The organism is Epilithonimonas sp. (assembly GCF_056329745.1).
In genome coordinates, this window is the sequence record NZ_JBWEYV010000002.1 from 152371 (window position 1) to 167939 (window position 15569).

At 39.1% G+C, this 15569-nt stretch carries 10 protein-coding genes; 3 read left to right on the forward strand and 7 right to left on the reverse strand.

The features are described 5' to 3' along the window. Positions 1-5: 5 nt before the first annotated feature. Both AC00Y6_RS02560 and AC00Y6_RS02565 read right to left on the reverse strand, forming a co-directional pair. Positions 6-3062: a TAT-variant-translocated molybdopterin oxidoreductase gene (locus tag AC00Y6_RS02560; protein ID WP_474489048.1), complete on the reverse strand. Its 3057-nt coding sequence runs from the start codon at positions 3060-3062 to the stop codon at positions 6-8. 21 nt (positions 3063-3083) lie between these two features. Then, positions 3084-4454 carry a c-type cytochrome gene (locus AC00Y6_RS02565; protein ID WP_474489049.1) on the reverse strand — a complete coding sequence of 457 codons (1371 nt, stop codon included), beginning with the start codon at positions 4452-4454 and terminating at the stop codon, positions 3084-3086. 186 nt (positions 4455-4640) lie between these two features. Here AC00Y6_RS02565 and AC00Y6_RS02570 point away from each other — a divergent pair, with 186 nt between their 5' ends. Further along, entirely contained in the window at positions 4641-5150 is a 510-nt protein-coding gene (locus AC00Y6_RS02570; protein WP_474489050.1) for an SPOR domain-containing protein, read from the forward strand. Positions 5151-5199: 49 nt separating this feature from the next. On the opposite strand, the gene AC00Y6_RS02575 is transcribed toward AC00Y6_RS02570, so the two are convergent. From AC00Y6_RS02575 to AC00Y6_RS02595, 5 genes are all read right to left on the reverse strand, one after another. Then, positions 5200-6474: a DUF6080 domain-containing protein gene (locus AC00Y6_RS02575; protein ID WP_474489051.1), complete on the reverse strand. Its 1275-nt coding sequence runs from the start codon at positions 6472-6474 to the stop codon at positions 5200-5202. A 124-nt stretch (positions 6475-6598) separates the two neighbouring features. Continuing rightward, positions 6599-8134 (reverse strand): protein adenylyltransferase SelO, encoded by a 1536-nt coding sequence (locus tag AC00Y6_RS02580; protein ID WP_474489052.1) that lies wholly within the window; start codon positions 8132-8134, stop codon positions 6599-6601. A gap of 36 nt (positions 8135-8170) precedes the next feature. Further along, positions 8171-10528 (reverse strand): penicillin-binding protein 1A, encoded by a 2358-nt coding sequence (locus AC00Y6_RS02585; RefSeq protein WP_474489053.1) that lies wholly within the window; start codon positions 10526-10528, stop codon positions 8171-8173. 18 nt (positions 10529-10546) lie between these two features. Beyond that, complete coding sequence (locus AC00Y6_RS02590; protein ID WP_474489054.1) at positions 10547-11011, reverse strand: gliding motility lipoprotein GldH; 465 nt, start codon at positions 11009-11011, stop codon at positions 10547-10549. Further along, positions 11004-12347: a PSP1 domain-containing protein gene (locus AC00Y6_RS02595; RefSeq protein WP_474489055.1), complete on the reverse strand. Its 1344-nt coding sequence runs from the start codon at positions 12345-12347 to the stop codon at positions 11004-11006. The genes AC00Y6_RS02590 and AC00Y6_RS02595 overlap by 8 nt, the downstream gene beginning before the upstream one ends. Before the next feature lie 367 nt (positions 12348-12714). Here AC00Y6_RS02595 and AC00Y6_RS02600 point away from each other — a divergent pair, with 367 nt between their 5' ends. Together AC00Y6_RS02600 and AC00Y6_RS02605 are read left to right on the forward strand one after the other, a co-directional pair. Next, complete coding sequence (locus AC00Y6_RS02600) at positions 12715-13941, forward strand: OmpP1/FadL family transporter (protein WP_474489056.1); 1227 nt, start codon at positions 12715-12717, stop codon at positions 13939-13941. Between the two features lie 14 nt (positions 13942-13955). Next, positions 13956-15473 (forward strand): SGNH/GDSL hydrolase family protein, encoded by a 1518-nt coding sequence (locus AC00Y6_RS02605; protein WP_474489057.1) that lies wholly within the window; start codon positions 13956-13958, stop codon positions 15471-15473. Positions 15474-15569 lie beyond the last annotated feature (96 nt).

The following is a 15569-nucleotide window of genomic DNA, read 5'->3' on the forward strand; positions in this document are numbered from 1 at the left end:
ATTATTTAAACGTTGTTTTCTTTTCTGTTTCTGATTTTTGCATGGTAGAAGACGTTTGGTTTTGTACCAACTTCTTCAAGCAAAACATATTTTCTGTTACCAGTGTAAAGCGATCTTACTTCGGAGTTGATGTCATTCATATCACCAAACTTCATTGCTCCTGTAGAACAAGCACTTGAACAAGCAGTTTTGAACTCGCCATCATTAACTTTGCGACCGTCTTTTTTAGCTTCGAGGATCACATTTTGAGTCATCTGAATACACATTGAGCATTTTTCCATCACCCCACGTGTTCTTGTAACAACATCAGGATTAAGCACCATTCTGCCTAAGTCATTATTCATATTGAAATCAAACTTATCATTAAGCGCATAGTTGAACCAATTGAATCGACGCACTTTATAAGGACAGTTGTTGGCACAATATCTAGTACCGATACATCTGTTATAAGCCATTTGGTTTTGGCCTTGCTTACCATGGGAAGTTGCAGCCACCGGACATACTGTTTCACAAGGTGCGTGGTTACAGTGCTGACACATCACCGGCTGGAAGATAACATCTGGGTTATCTGCTGCATTTTCCAACGCTCCTTCAATACCCAAAAGCTTGCTGCCGTATAATTCAGGAACAGCCATTCCCTCTTTAAGACCTTCGTAAACTTCAACTTTTTGCTCTGTAGAATAATAACGGTCTATTCTTAACCAGTACATATCCCTGGACATCCTTACTTCGTCTTTACCTACTACTGCCACGTTATTCTCTGCCTGACAAGCTATAACACATGCGCCACAGCCTGTACAAGAATTAAGATCTACAGAAAGGTTGAAGTGGTGACCGTCTGTATCATCAAAAGAATCCCAAAGGTCAACTTTTCCTATCGGAAGTTCACCTCCTAATGTGTGCATTTCCAAAGGCTTGTTCCACTCATCAACAGGTTTGTTAACAAAATCATCCAGAGAAACCTCTTTCGCAATCTCATAACGTCCCATCAAAGTATTTTGAAGCTGCATACCAGCAAACTCATGCGTGTCGCCTGTCTTTTCAATCTTTACATTTGCTACAACAGTATTGTAACCATCAAACAAAGGATAGGCATTGATACCAGTCTCCGCTACTTTCCCCGAATCTGTTTTACCATAACCCAATGCTAGTCCTAATGAACCTTCTGCCTGACCAGGTTGTATAAATACAGGGATATCTTTTATCGTAACACCATTAACTGTAAGGTTAACTTTATCCCCATCCAACTGCATTCTTGCATTAAGACTGTTCTCAATATCAAGTGTTTTTGCATCTTTTGGAGAGATCGTTAAGTAGTTGTCCCAAGACATTCTGGAGATTGGGTCTGGCAACTCCATCAACCAAGGGTTATTGGATTGTGTACCGTCACCTATGGCAGACTTGGTATATAGCTGAAGCTCAAACTCCCCTTTTTTGAAACCATTAAGTTCTGCTACAGCCTGCGCAGCGTTTCCGCCAGCGTAGCTAAGACCTGTTGAAAGTCCACCATTAGCAAAACCATTATACAGGTTTTTATTAAAAGAAAGGCCGCCATTAAGCGTTAAAGCATTAGCCTTAAGATAATTGTAATAGTTATTAGCCGGGCTGTTTTTACCGTTAATCCAAACCAATAGAGATTCCTCTACTTGTCTAGAATTGTAAATTCTCTGGATCGTAGGCTGCATCAATGAGTATGCACCTGTTTCTGGCGAAATATCACCCCACGACTCCAACCAGTGAGCGTAAGGGATAACAGCTTTCGCTGCCTTATACATCTCATTTTTCTTATCTGTAATAACTACGAAATAAGGAACTTTTGCAAAAGCAGACTTCAAAGAGGCTCCTTTTGCATGAGAGTAAATAGGATTAACATTATTGGAAATCAAAACGCCTACTTGACCTGCATTTAACCAAGATAACAATGCGTTGAACTTGGAATTATCGTATTCTTTAAGGAAGTTTGCCTTCCCAGTAAACGCTTTAGAGGCTAATTTTTGATTGATAAGGTGCGCTAATACATAAGCGGCTTTTGAACCATCTGCAAACACTACAGCATTGCTGCCCTTTGCCTGAAGTTCTTTTACAATTTCAGAAGCTAACTTGTCTGATGTACCTCCGTTAAGACCGTTGTAAACTTCTACCAATGTTTTAAAAACAGCACTTGGTTTAAGTTTATATCTTGAGTCAGAATTGGCACCAGTCAAGCTCATATTTGATTCTACCTGAATATGTCTTAACATGTTTTTACCAGGTTTTCTGGCAGCAGCATAAGAAACCTCAAGGCTAGACGCGTTATAATCTCCTAAGAAATCCGCGTTGAAAGAAACAACCAACTGTGCATCTTTAAGATCATACACAGGTAATGCTCTTTGACCAAAAACTTCCTGAGCAGCATCTAAAGCGGCAGCATAAGGATACGCATCGTAAGTCACTAATTCCGCAGAAGGATATTTAGTTTTAAAATCTCCAAACAACTTTTTGAAAGTTGGACTTGGGAAAGAGTGTGACAAGACTACAATTTTCTTTCCTGACGCCTGAGATTCAGCCAAGCCTTTCAGTACAAAATCATCTAACTTACTAAAGTTCTCCTGATCATCCCCATTTAGAGCCGGCTTCTTTACTTTATCATTATCATAAAGAGAAAGTACGCTGGCCTGAGCTCTTGCATTGGTAGTTCCCAAAGAACCCGCTGCAGGATTGGGTTCAATCTTAATAGGTCTTCCTTCTCTAGTCTTTACCAGAACACTGGCAAAATCAAACCCGTCAAAATAGGTTGATGCATAAAAATTAGGAACACCGGGAATGATGTCGTGCGGTTTCACCACATAAGGAATTGTCTTGATAACCGGAGCTTCGCAGGCAGCCAAAGTTACAGCAGCAGTAGAAAATCCTAATAACTTAAGAAAATCTCTTCTGGATGTATTGGCAGAACCAGCACTTTCATCGCTTAAGAATTCATCCACCGGAATCTCATTCTGAAATTCTTTCTGAGCCAACTTTCCAGTTAAAGTCGGATCTTTTAGTTCGTGAATACTTCTGAATTGTATTTTATTTGAAGCCATTTATACTTCTAATTTTTGTTATTAATAATGACATTTACCACACTCAAGACCTCCAATAGCATCTACAGTGATTTTGCTACCCTCACCATATTGTTTTTTCAACTTATCATGTAGATTTTTGAAGTACTCTTTATTATAACCGTTGCTCATATCAACTTCTGTAGTCCTGTGACAGTCTATACACCATCCCATTGTAAAGTTATTGGCCATCTGCACCACATTCATGGTATCAATTTTACCGTGACAAGCTTTACATACCACATCAATTTTATTAGCAGGATCTTTCTGTTTTGCATTAAATGAATTGATGATAGCCTGCTCACCTGCAACAACGTGCTGAGAGTGATTGAAGTAAACAAAATCTGGCATATTGTGGATTCTAGTCCACTCAACAGGTTCTGTTTTACCGGTATAAGCCTGCTTAGACTCATCCCAACCAACATGCGAGTATAATGTTTTGATTTGACTAGTGTAGAACTCTCTGTCTTTTCCTGGTTCCAAATATTTTCCTTTGTATTCAGAAATAGAACGGTGACAGTTCATACAAACGTTAAGAGAAGGAATCTCTGAAACTTTACCATATTTAGCACCGGAGTGACAAAGCTGACAATCGATTTTATTTTCACCAGCGTGGATCTTGTGAGAAAAATAGATAGGCTGCTCGGGCTTGTAGCCTTTGTAAACACCCACCCACATTAGCCAGTTCCAAACGCCATACAATGCAAATATCGCCAATAGAGCGACAAGAGCCTTGCCCACATAGCTGTACTTATCGTACAATTGCGAGAATGATGAAATCCTTGTTGAGTTAAGTTCAGAAAGCTCTGGCGATTGCTGTAGTTTTACCAACTGACGGATTTTCAGCAATAACCAAAACAATAATCCGGCAATAGCAATAAACGCAGCAACCATAATTTTAGAATTAAGTTGATTGGCTTTATCTGCTTGCACAGATTGAAGATCGTTGGTTGCAGCAGCGCCTGCCTTATCAGCAGCCGGCTCCTCTTTTGGAGGATTGGTTGTATACGCCAGGATATCATCTACATCCGCCTCGGTAAGCTTACCTTCAAAGACCTGCATAGCCACTTTACCATTCTCTTCGTAGACCTGGTTGGCATACTTATCTCCAGAAGCTCTTAGCTTATCATTGTTAATAATCCACTTATGCAGCCAATCTGTATCTAGATTCTGTTCCTTTTTCAGCTTATCGACGATGCCGCCTAAAGCCGGACCAACAACCTTTTTGTCCAATGCGTGACAAGCGGTACAATTTGCCTTAAACAAGTCCTGCCCTTTCTTGGGATCGCCTTGTGCATAAACAGAAGCGCCGGTTGACAACAATAGACTAATTGCTATCAGACCCTTTTTGTAATGCTTTCTCCAACTAATCATTTATATAATCTTGGGTTAGTAAAATTTCTTGAGTTTACTTTCAGTTCCGCAAAAATAGCACATTAACAAAAATTAAGAAGACCTTAGCCCATGGTTTTTGTCAAATCTATTTAATTTGTAACAGTTCTAAATAACAGGGTTTGCGTTTCTTTCTTTTTATTTTAAATTTGCATAAAATCAAATTAAATGAATAATCTTCTGAAGTTTTTCATCATCTGTACGCTTTTTTTTGCTTATCAAGCTGATGCACAATATATTGTAAAAAAAGATACGTTATCCGGGACCGAACTTTCTTTCGCTTTGGATGAAAGAATCAACGATGCCTTAGAAAAAATTGAGAACAATTGCAACCGCACATCTGTATCAACCCCAAAAGCTCCTACCAAAATTTTGATACCAAACAGGGAACTTACAAATGCAGAAATATGCCGCAAGAACCCCAAAATTATGGGATTCAAAATTCAGGTAGTAATTGTTAAAAATAATGATGATGCCAGGAAAACAGCCACTGAGTTTCGCAACAATTTCAGAAATTTAAAAGTAGAAACAGACGCTTCATTAAGACCTAATTATAAAATATTAGCCGGCAGTTATTTTAGCAAACAGGGCGCTGCGGAAGATCTTCGAAATATCCGAAGAGTTTATCCATCGGCAACCATCATTCCTTACGCTGTATTTTGCGTAGAAGCTAAGTAAAATTTTCTTTTGCTATACAACCTAATCTGCACTATGTTGCAGATTTTTTTTATTGATAATAACTGTACAAAAACTGGTAAAACTCGGTCAATCTGTAGAGGTTGTTAAAACCGAGGTAGATTGTCATCAACAAAAGAACACCATATAGTAAAGTGGATAAAACTTCTTTTTGGCGAATCGAAAAAAACAACCAACCCAACAACAAAGGATAAACAAAAACAAAATGGCCACCGTAAATATAGGATGTGTGTAGACCAAACTTAAGAACACAATGGATCACTACATCCACAAAAAATGAAATTACAAGTATCCAAACCAGTTTATTCTTGTAATTCTTAATAATACTGTAGAGAATCAACAGCAGAAGGAAAACAACAAATCCATAAGAAAGTGGAGACGTGTAAACATCCATAAAAATTGCTTTGTAGAAAAAACCAGCTTTACTGTGATAATCTCGGATGACAAATCCCGGAAAAAGAACATTACCACCAAAAAACCATGACACAATCATATCCCACAACGGCGTCACTTTGGGCTGTGAAAACTTTTCATACTGCTCCCCACTTTTGTTGATAAAATTTTGAAAATTAAAGTCGAGTCTTAGCAAAAATAGAAACATAAAAAACACGACTGACGCAACAATTTTTGCAATGGCAATTCCTAATTTTTTCCAGTTCCAAAACAGATTTTTCTCAAATAAGAAAGGGATATAGACCTTCACGATGTTAGTAATCGTTAAACCTCCAACTAAGACTGAACCCATAATAGTTGCTCCAAAAGATAGTGGTTTTTCTGACTGTACCTTTCCGGCAACATAATAATTAAACAACGATAAAACCAAAAGCGTATAAGTGTAAGTTTCCGGTGTGAACGAAAGTAAATAATTGGTTACAAACAAGCCATAAAATGCCAAAATAAGAAGACTAATCTTCAGCGGAAGCCGAATAACATTGTTGAGATATTTAAAAACCTGAATATTTGCCAGCGCAACAGTCAGTGTAGAAAACAATGCCAAAACCAGTCTGAAAACCGAATTGTAGCGGTTCCCCGAAATCCATAAAGCAAAATCCCGGATCAGGTTGAAAAAATAATTGGACAGAGGATGCCGCTCAAATCCACCACCGGTTTGGATGATGGCTCGGTTATCAAAACTGAAATAGCCATCCCAAGGAATCCTATCGTCATAAACAATCCTGAAATGCTCTGCTACAAACCACGCATTAGCACCATAAAGAATCACAAAAAACAAGAAGATCAAAAGTTCGGTTCTGTTAGCTGGGAAAACAATCTTGAGGAACGATAAAAATTTGTTGAGAAGTTTCAAGTTTTGATATTTGTGCAAAAGTAAAGAAAAAAGCCCTTCATTGTTTGGAACTATGAAAGGCTTTTTTTTAGTGTATCAATGCTTACAAAACTATCAGAATTAGTTGAGATTAATTAATCACCTATTAAGAACTGCAAGACAATTGACTGCAACCAGCCTGATCATCATATTTGGATGGTCTTTTTTGATTCAGTTCCGGAAAACGGTTTTCATAAGGATTTTGTAATGCTTCTTTCAGTTTAAAAAACATCTCATAATTGCCATCTTCAGCTTCTTGAATGGCTTCAAACAAAAGGTAATTCCTGAGAATAAATTTAGGATTTGCATGACTCATGATCTCAAGCGACTCGGTTTCTGAGATTTTATTTTTAAGTTTTCTTTGTTGATATTTTTCGATAAAATCTGAAAGTCGTTCCAATTCATTATCGTTAAGATTTCTATAAAAAGAATTAGAAAAATCCCCCACTTTTATTTCTGAAATAGGCTTTTCAAGACTTTCAAAAAACAGTGTATAATCCAAATTAAGATCCTGCATCAATTGCTGCCAAGCTGTGAAAAACTGATCATCACCAGTCAACACCTCATCCAACCCAAATTTTTGAGCTAACATCTTGTCGTGTTCCACCCAAAATTTCTGTCCATAGTTATCAAGTATTTTTTCCAGAACTTCAGAATCATTAATCAATGGAAAAACAGCATTAGCCAAGGTCGCCAGATTCCAATGTGAAACTTGCCCCTGTTTACCGAAAGCATAACGTTTGCCCGGCAGATCTGTGGTGTTAGGTGTAAAATCAAGATCATAGCCATCCATCATAGAAAAAGGTCCATAATCAATCGTCAACCCAAGAATCGACATATTATCAGTATTCATTACACCGTGCACAAAACCAACACGGTACCATTCGATAATCATTTTCAAAGTCCTGTCGCAAACTGCCTGAAACCAGTCTATATATTGACGAGGATTATTATCTGTATTAATTTCTGGGTAAAAATTATGAATAGTGTAATCGGCTAATTGTTTCAGCAGATCTGTCTGATTTCTGGCAGATAATAACTCAAAATGGCCAAAGCGCAGGAACGACTCCGCTGTCCTCACAACTACTGCACCCTGCTCCTTTTGTGGATTCCCAGAATATTGAATATCACGAACCACGGATTCGCCTGTCAGAGAAAGACTCAAAGCCCTTGTTGTAGGAACGCCAAGATGGTGCATGGCTTCGCTCATGAGATATTCCCGAATCGAGGACCGCAAAACCGCCCTTCCGTCAGCATGCCTGGAATATGGCGTAGCACCTGCACCTTTCCACTGGATTTCGGTTTGGGTTTTACCATTGATGATTTCTCCTGCATAAATGGCTCGGCCATCTCCCAACTGCCCCGCCCAATTGCCAAACTGATGACCCGCGTAAACAGTAGCATAGGTTTTCAAATGATCAGGAAGGTTCTGGGCAGCCAAAAAACTTGCATTGTTACCTAATTCTCCCAGTCCTATTTCCAATGAAAGTTTTTCATTAAAATCGATCAATTTGGTAGTACCAAAATCTGCCGGTTTTACTGTACAATACAATACATCTGGTGTCTGCCGCTGCATCGTGTTTCCCGAAAAATCCCCGGGAAACAATTGTATAAAATGATTTGTAATACTTGTAAGATTCATTATAAAAATCCCGCATCAAAGGATGCGGGAAAAGTTCTATTTGTTAAAATCTATATCCTCAGAAGAGTTAATAGCTTCGTTGGAGTGGTCATCTTTTCTTGCTGGTTTATCAGGCACTTCCTGCCGAGGGTTTTTAAGTTCATCGATGGTCCTGAGCCCACCTTCGTCTCCATAACCATTCCGCAGGTTATTAAGATCAGAGCATCCGCCAGTCCAGTTCGCGGGTTTTATAAACTTATCACCAGTGCTTACGTTAAGTGATTTATCAGCAAAAACCTTCTTCATATAAATGGCCCAAATTGGCAATCCCATCTTAGCACCCTGCCCTTCGCCGGTACTCCAAAAGTGGGTGGCACGATCTTCCCAGCCTACCCATACACCAGTTGCTAATTTCGGTACAATTCCCATGAACCAACCATCAGAGTTGTTCTGTGTGGTACCGGTTTTACCAGCAATTTCAACATCAGCACCTATGCCCTGCCTTCTTAGCTCCCCAGATGCCGTACCAAACTCCGCAACACCTTTCATAAGGTCTATCATGGTATAGGCATACATTTCGTTCATCACTTCTTTAACCACAGGTTTAACCTCTTTGATAACACGGCCGTTGGCGTCTTCTATCCTCCATATCATTTCTGGCTTGGTATAATTTCCAAAATTGGCAAATGTACTGTAAGCCCCCAACATCTCATAGATTGTAATATCTGATGTTCCCAGAGCCATCGGCAAACTGGTTGAAATATCATCGGTAACCCCTAAATCTCGTGCAGTTTGTATCACATTTTTGGTTCCAGCCATCTCTGCCAACCTAAGTGCAACAGGGTTTTGTGATTGTGCCAAGGCATTTTTCAGCGTTAGCATTCCACCACGGCCAGGCACATGGTAATTCCCTTTATCAAAACTGGCATTAGAAACGGTTGAGCATGGCGTCATCCCAAGATGCATGATGGCGGTAGCATACACAAATGGTTTGAATGTAGATCCGACCTGACGCTTACCTTGTTTTACGTGGTCGTACTGGAAATGCTGCCAGTTGATACCACCTACCCAAGCCTTGATATCACCAGTCGCTGGCTCCATAGACATCAATCCCGCTTGTGCAATCTGCTTGTGATAGCGGATAGAGTCCCAAGGCGACATTTCCACTTCTTCCTCACCCTGCCAAGTAAATCTTGTCATTTTTACCGGCTGATGGAAATCCATCATGATTGAATCCTCCGGCATACCCTCAGCTTTCAACTGTTTGTATCTTCCGGTTCTTTTAACAGACGACATCATCAGACTGTTAATTTGGGTTTTGTTAAGTTTATAATAAGGGCGATTGGGATTGCGCTTCATCTCTGCATCAAAATTCCTCTGCAAATTAGTTAGGTGCTCCTTAATAGCCTCCTCTGCATATTTTTGCATTTTTGAATTGAGCGTCACATAAATTTTCAATCCATTTTTATAAAGATTGAGTTGCTTCCCAGTTTCTTTCTCATAAGAATCCAGATACTGCTGAATCTCCTTTCTTAAATAAAATTTGTAATAGGCAGAATAACCTTCCTCTACCGTTTTCACCTCGTGGTAGTCTACAGCGACAGGTGTGCTAACAGCCTTCTCATAAGTTGAATTATCGATATAGCCGGTATCCAACATTTGTTTAAGCACGACGTCCCTTCTTTGCTTTGATTTTTCGGGATTACGATAAGGGTTATTTCGTCTTGGAGCCTCGAGCATCGCAACAAATGTAGCAGCTTCCGGCAACGTCAATTGGCTTGTGGTTTTGTTAAAATAGACTCTGGATGCCATCTCAATTCCTTTTGCATTGAACAGGAAATCCATTTTGTTAAAATAGAGCGCTACAATTTCTTCCTTGGTATAGCGTTTCTCAAGACTTACAGCTACACACCATTCTTTTAGTTTTTGAAGTGCACGTTCAATTTTATTTTGAGATGCATTACCTGTAAAAAGTAATTTTGCCAATTGCTGGGTAATGGTAGAACCTCCACCACGCTCTCCTCTAAAAAATATGGCACGCGCGATTGATTTAAGATCTATCCCCGAGTGTTCCTTAAAACGCTCATCTTCTTTTGCCTGCAAGGCGTAAACAAGATAGGGCGGCAATTGCTTATAAGTAACAGGGAGTGTTTTCTCTTTTTCAAATTTTCCCAACAGTACATTGTCTGACGAGTAGATTTCGGATGCTACAAAAATATCGGGATTCTCCAACTCTTTAACATCGGGCATATCTCCTAAAAATCCTTGCGAGACTGCAAAGAATAACGCCGAAATCCCCAATACAACAACAATGAAGCCGACCCATACAATCTTAATCCATTTATTGATGTTATTTTTGGTTTTTTTCTTTTCCGGCAGGGGAAAAGTATTTTGTTCAGGTTTCTTATTTTCCATTAATATGAATCTGTTATATTAATTAGCCTTTTCGTTTTGAATTTTTATCCCGATATCTTCTATACCTGGTAAAATATTTCTACGCATGGCCTGCACCACTTTCAGTTTGTATTTTCCATTTTGAGGGAAATTATAATTCAGTTTATACTGAAATAAAGCCTCCTTAGCCTCGCCAAATCCGGTACCTAACCATTCTCCATTAGGCTTTGCCAATACATAATTTAACGTATCTACAGACACTGCTTTTTTATCATGTTCTAGTGTTGCAATCAATCTGATATTGCTGTAGGGGTAATTATTATTATTTCTGACAATAAAAATAATATTTTTTTGCTTTTGAAAGTCATTAATATTAATGTCAAAATTATGACTGACTCTCTTGTTCCATCTGTTATTAACATTTTGCATCACCACATTTTCATCTGGATTATTACAAGATACCATGATGACGGCAAAAGCCAACAATGACAATATTCTAAGCATTACCCTCATTTTTAGGCGGCATTTTCTTTTTAGGTTTTTTGAACGGCTTTTTATAATTTTTATTTTCCTGCGGCTGACTTTGATTCTGAATTGGATTATCCGCTTTATTTTTAGGAGCAGGAGCAGCCTTTCTATTGTCTGGCGCTTTTTGCTCAGCATTCCGCGGTCTGTTATCCCTTTGGTTTGGATTTTTGTTATCCTGATTTCTCGGAGATCTGTCTCTGTTGTTATTAGACCTTGGTTTTCTATTTTTCTTTTCGAAACGGTCTACGCTGTTTTCCTGGATCAAATCCGAGGTCACCAGAGGGTTCTCTACCACCTTCAATTCTTCCAAAGCAGGTGCTTTGTCACCTTTTTTGTTGATAGCCATCAGCCTCTTAACTTCTGTAATATCAAGATCATACCAAGCCATCGAGTTTTCTACATAAGCAAACCACATTTTCTTCTTAAAAACATCAATCTTGATACAAAAAGCTTTCCCTTTCTCGGTAAAAAGTACCGTATTAGATGACGGAAAATCCTTCAAAACATCCAGGTAGCTGTCCAGCTCATAATTGAGGCAACATTTCAGTTTACCACATTGGCCTGCTAATTTTTGCGGATTAATACTCAACTGCTGGTACCTAGCGGCATTGGTGTTCACAGAGCGGAAGTCTGTAAGCCATGTAGAGCAACACAACTCTCGCCCACAAGATCCTATTCCTCCGACTTTGGCAGATTCTTGGCGGAAACCAATCTGCTTCATATCAATCTTTGTACGGAAAGCCCCGGCATACTCTTTAATCAACTGGCGAAAATCTACCCGGCTGTCCGCGGTATAATAGAAGGTAATCTTGGAACCATCTCCCTGATATTCTACATCAGTAATTTTCATATCCAGTTTCAAGCCGTATGCAATCTTACGTGCCTCTATCTTGATATTATTTTCCTTTTTTCTCAGCTCTTGCCAAGTCTCTATATCTTTTTGATTGGCAAGGCGATAAACCTTAAGAGGAGTATCTGTAAGCGCGTTTTTCTTCTTCATCTGGATTTTCACCAGTTCACCGGCCAAGCTTACCACCCCTATATCATGTCCAGGACTAGATTCTACCGCAATAATGCTACCTATATGTAAAGGAAGGTTGTTGACGTTTCTATAATATAATTTGCGGTCGTTCTTAAAACGAACCTCAACAAAATCAGAACTCTTTGACTTTGCTGGATCAATATCAGAAAGCCAGTCAAAAACACTTAATTTATAACTATTGCCACAGGTATCTACACTACTGCACCCATTGGCACTTTTTGTACCACAAGAATGGGAAGAATCGCCGGATGTTTTGCATCCACAACTCATATTTTAATTTTTTATACTGTTTGCAAAGTTAATACAATTTTTGTTTCAGCTTGAGTAATAAAATTTTTAAAAAGTTAATTTTATTAATTTTTAGATAATATTGCGTTAATATTGATAATTTATACATAAAAACCGCATTTTTATAAACATTAAACAAAAGTTTACTGCGGTTTTATTATGGTTTACATTATATTGTTTAAAACTAAACTAAAGCTAACATCAAAACACAAGTCTCTATTATACAAATAATTAAATCGAAACTATCACTAAACAACTATTCTAAGAATAGCAATGTTTAACTTTTTTTGGGATTTTCTATAATTGTTATTAAAATAATTATAAATTTGGAACATTAATAATAATCATTATGAGAAAAATTTTTGTTACCATGGCTTTGGCCGCCGGTGTAATATCTTACGCAGGGGGATTCCGGGTATCGCTTCAGGGTGTTAAGCAGTTGGCAATGGCACATACCAGTGCTCATGCAGAGGATGCAAGTGTTGCTTTCTACAACCCAGCAGGTATCTCCTTTATCCCGGCAAAATTAAGTGTGGCTGCAGGAGGATTTGGCGCAATGAACAAAGTAACGTTTCAGAATACCAACACACTGCAGGAAACTAAAACAGATAACCCAATGGGTACCCCCATCTATGCTGCGGTAGCATATAAAATTATTGATAACTTATCTGTAGGTTTTAGCTTTTCTACCCCTTTTGGAAGCACAATAGAATGGCCAACTGGCTGGGAAGGTGCAGAAATGGTGCAGAGACTAGAGCTTAAAAGCTACTTCTTCCAGCCTATGTTATCTGTAAAACTAGCGCCGTGGGCATCTTTTGGAGCAAGCTATATTTATGCAAAAGGCAAAGTAGACTGGACAAAAGCAATGACACAGTACAACGGTCACATCAATCTTTTGGATGACACTGCTACTGGACATGGTTTCGGATTCGGATTCTATATGAGACCAGACAGCAATTTGGATATCAGCATCGCTTACCGATCTCCTGTGGACATGAAGGCAGAGAAAGGTAAAGCCAGCTTCAAAGTACCATCTTCATTATTGCCTAATTTTAATAATGGAACAGACAACTTTAAGGCGACACTGCCACTTGTGGATGAGTACACCTTGGGCGCAACGTATAAGGTTACACCAAAATGGTTAATCTCAGCAGACTTCAATTACCACGGCTGGGAACGATACAACAAGTTGACATTGGACTTTGATAAAGTAGCTGCCGGAAACCAAGCAAATGACCCAACGGTATCGATAACACCAAAAAACTTCAAAAACACCAAAACCTTCCGTTTGGGAACACAGTACGCTTTTACCGATATGATTGCAGCAAGATTGGGTTGGTATTATGATGAATCACCGTATTCTGATGAAAATTTCATCCCAGAAACACCTTCGTTTGATTCTTACGTAGTGACAGCAGGTCTCGGTTTCAAATTTAACAAACTGGGGGTAGATCTTGCAGGAGCATACGCCATGCCGCAAAGCAGAAGCGTAAACAATGCTTATTATAACTTCTATGGACAGGCAAAAGCGAAAGCCTTCTACTTTGGACTTGGATTATCTTATAACGCATTTTAAAAATTGAATCAATTATGAAAAAATTATATATATCAACAATATCGGCTTCTTTACTATTTGCGGTAAGTTGTCAAAATGATTTTGAAAACAGCACGGCAGATGTAGTGGTAACATCCGGTGATGCCAACTTCTCCAAATATGTTGCTTTAGGAAACTCCTTGACCTCAGGAATGCGGGATGGTGCCCTTTACATCGATGGGCAAAATGAATCTTACCCTAACATGCTGGCTAAACAAATGAAATTAGCAGGCGGCGGTGAGTTCAAACAACCCCTGATGGCTGACAATCTGGGAGGGATGCCTTCGGTAAAATTTCCGAACCGACTTATTTTGAAAGTCAAAAATGGGGCTTTGACTCCTGATGTTATGGATGGTACCGGAACAACAACATTAGCAAACATCTACAGCCAAGGACCATATCAGAATATGGGTGTTCCAGGTGCCAAAGTTTTTCATCTGGTTGCTCCAGGTTATGGTAATCCGGCAGGTCTAGACCCTAATAATCTAACAGCTAATCCTTACTTTGTAAGATTTGCTTCTGCCCCTAACACTTCTGTCCTTCAAGATGCGGTTGCTCAGAAACCTACATTTTTCTCATTATGGATTGGCAATAATGATGTTCTTGGGTATGCGACAACCGGCGGCGACGGAACTAATCCTATTACAGACAAAACACTTTTCACTCAAGCATATACCGCTTTAATCAATGGATTAACAGCCAACGGAGCCAAGGGCGTTGTGGCAAATTTACCCGACGTAACTTCTATCCCGAACCTTACAACGGTGCCTTACAATCCTGTAACTCCAACAGCATTGGGCGGAGCGGCTGTTGTCAACACACTTAACACCAGTCTATTTGGACCTATCAAAAAGGTATTGACGGCTTATGGGCAAGGGAGCAGGATTCAGTTACTATCCGCAACAGGTAATAACCCTTTACTGATAAAAGATGAATCTCTAGTAAATTACGCATCACAACTTGCAGCGGCTTTGACAGCGGCGGGTGTTAATCCAACACAAGCATATGTGCTGGGGCAAGTTTTTGGACAGGCAAGGCACGCTACTACTGCAGATCTTGTTCTTTTGACAACGAGTTCTGTGATTGGAACAGCTCCATCATCACCTTTAGCTGTTGATCCACTTAATAAATATGGTGTTACTTATCCTCTAGAAGATAAACATGTGTTGAGAGGGAAATTTGCGGGTGTCGATGGCGAGGTTGAAGAATGTACTGCTGCAGTAGCAAGCTTTAATGCTATTATTAAATCTTTGGCAGATGCTAAAGGATTAGCTTACGTAGATGCTAATACCAAGTTAAAAGAACTTAATTCAGCGTCCGGCATACAATGGGACGGCGTAAGATACACTGCAAAATTTGTTACTGGCGGTGCATTTTCACTAGATGGTGTGCATTTAACAGGACGTGGATATGCTATTGTTGCCAATGAATTTTTAAAGGCTATCAATGCAAAATACAAGTCTAATTTACCAATGGTAAGTCCTAACTCTTACACAGGTGTTACTTTCCCGTAATTAAGAATTAGAACCAATGATATAGCCGCCCCCTTAGTAATAAGGGGGCGGTTTTATTTGGGATAAATATTATGTCTGAAATCTAATTTTTTGACT

Excerpts from the sequence above, each read along its gene's own strand:
- AC00Y6_RS02580 (WP_474489052.1), bottom strand. The coding sequence starts at position 8,134 with ATGAATCTTACAAGTATTACAAATCATTTTATACAATTGTTTCCCGGG.
- AC00Y6_RS02585 (WP_474489053.1), bottom strand. The coding sequence starts at position 10,528 with ATGGAAAATAAGAAACCTGAACAAAATACTTTTCCCCTGCCGGAAAAG.
- AC00Y6_RS02595 (WP_474489055.1), bottom strand. The coding sequence starts at position 12,347 with ATGAGTTGTGGATGCAAAACATCCGGCGATTCTTCCCATTCTTGTGGT.
- AC00Y6_RS02605 (WP_474489057.1), top strand. The coding sequence starts at position 13,956 with ATGAAAAAATTATATATATCAACAATATCGGCTTCTTTACTATTTGCG.
- AC00Y6_RS02590 (WP_474489054.1), bottom strand. The coding sequence starts at position 11,011 with ATGCTTAGAATATTGTCATTGTTGGCTTTTGCCGTCATCATGGTATCT.
- AC00Y6_RS02570 (WP_474489050.1), top strand. The coding sequence starts at position 4,641 with ATGAATAATCTTCTGAAGTTTTTCATCATCTGTACGCTTTTTTTTGCT.
- AC00Y6_RS02600 (WP_474489056.1), top strand. The coding sequence starts at position 12,715 with ATGAGAAAAATTTTTGTTACCATGGCTTTGGCCGCCGGTGTAATATCT.
- AC00Y6_RS02565 (WP_474489049.1), bottom strand. The coding sequence starts at position 4,454 with ATGATTAGTTGGAGAAAGCATTACAAAAAGGGTCTGATAGCAATTAGT.
- AC00Y6_RS02560 (WP_474489048.1), bottom strand. The coding sequence starts at position 3,062 with ATGGCTTCAAATAAAATACAATTCAGAAGTATTCACGAACTAAAAGAT.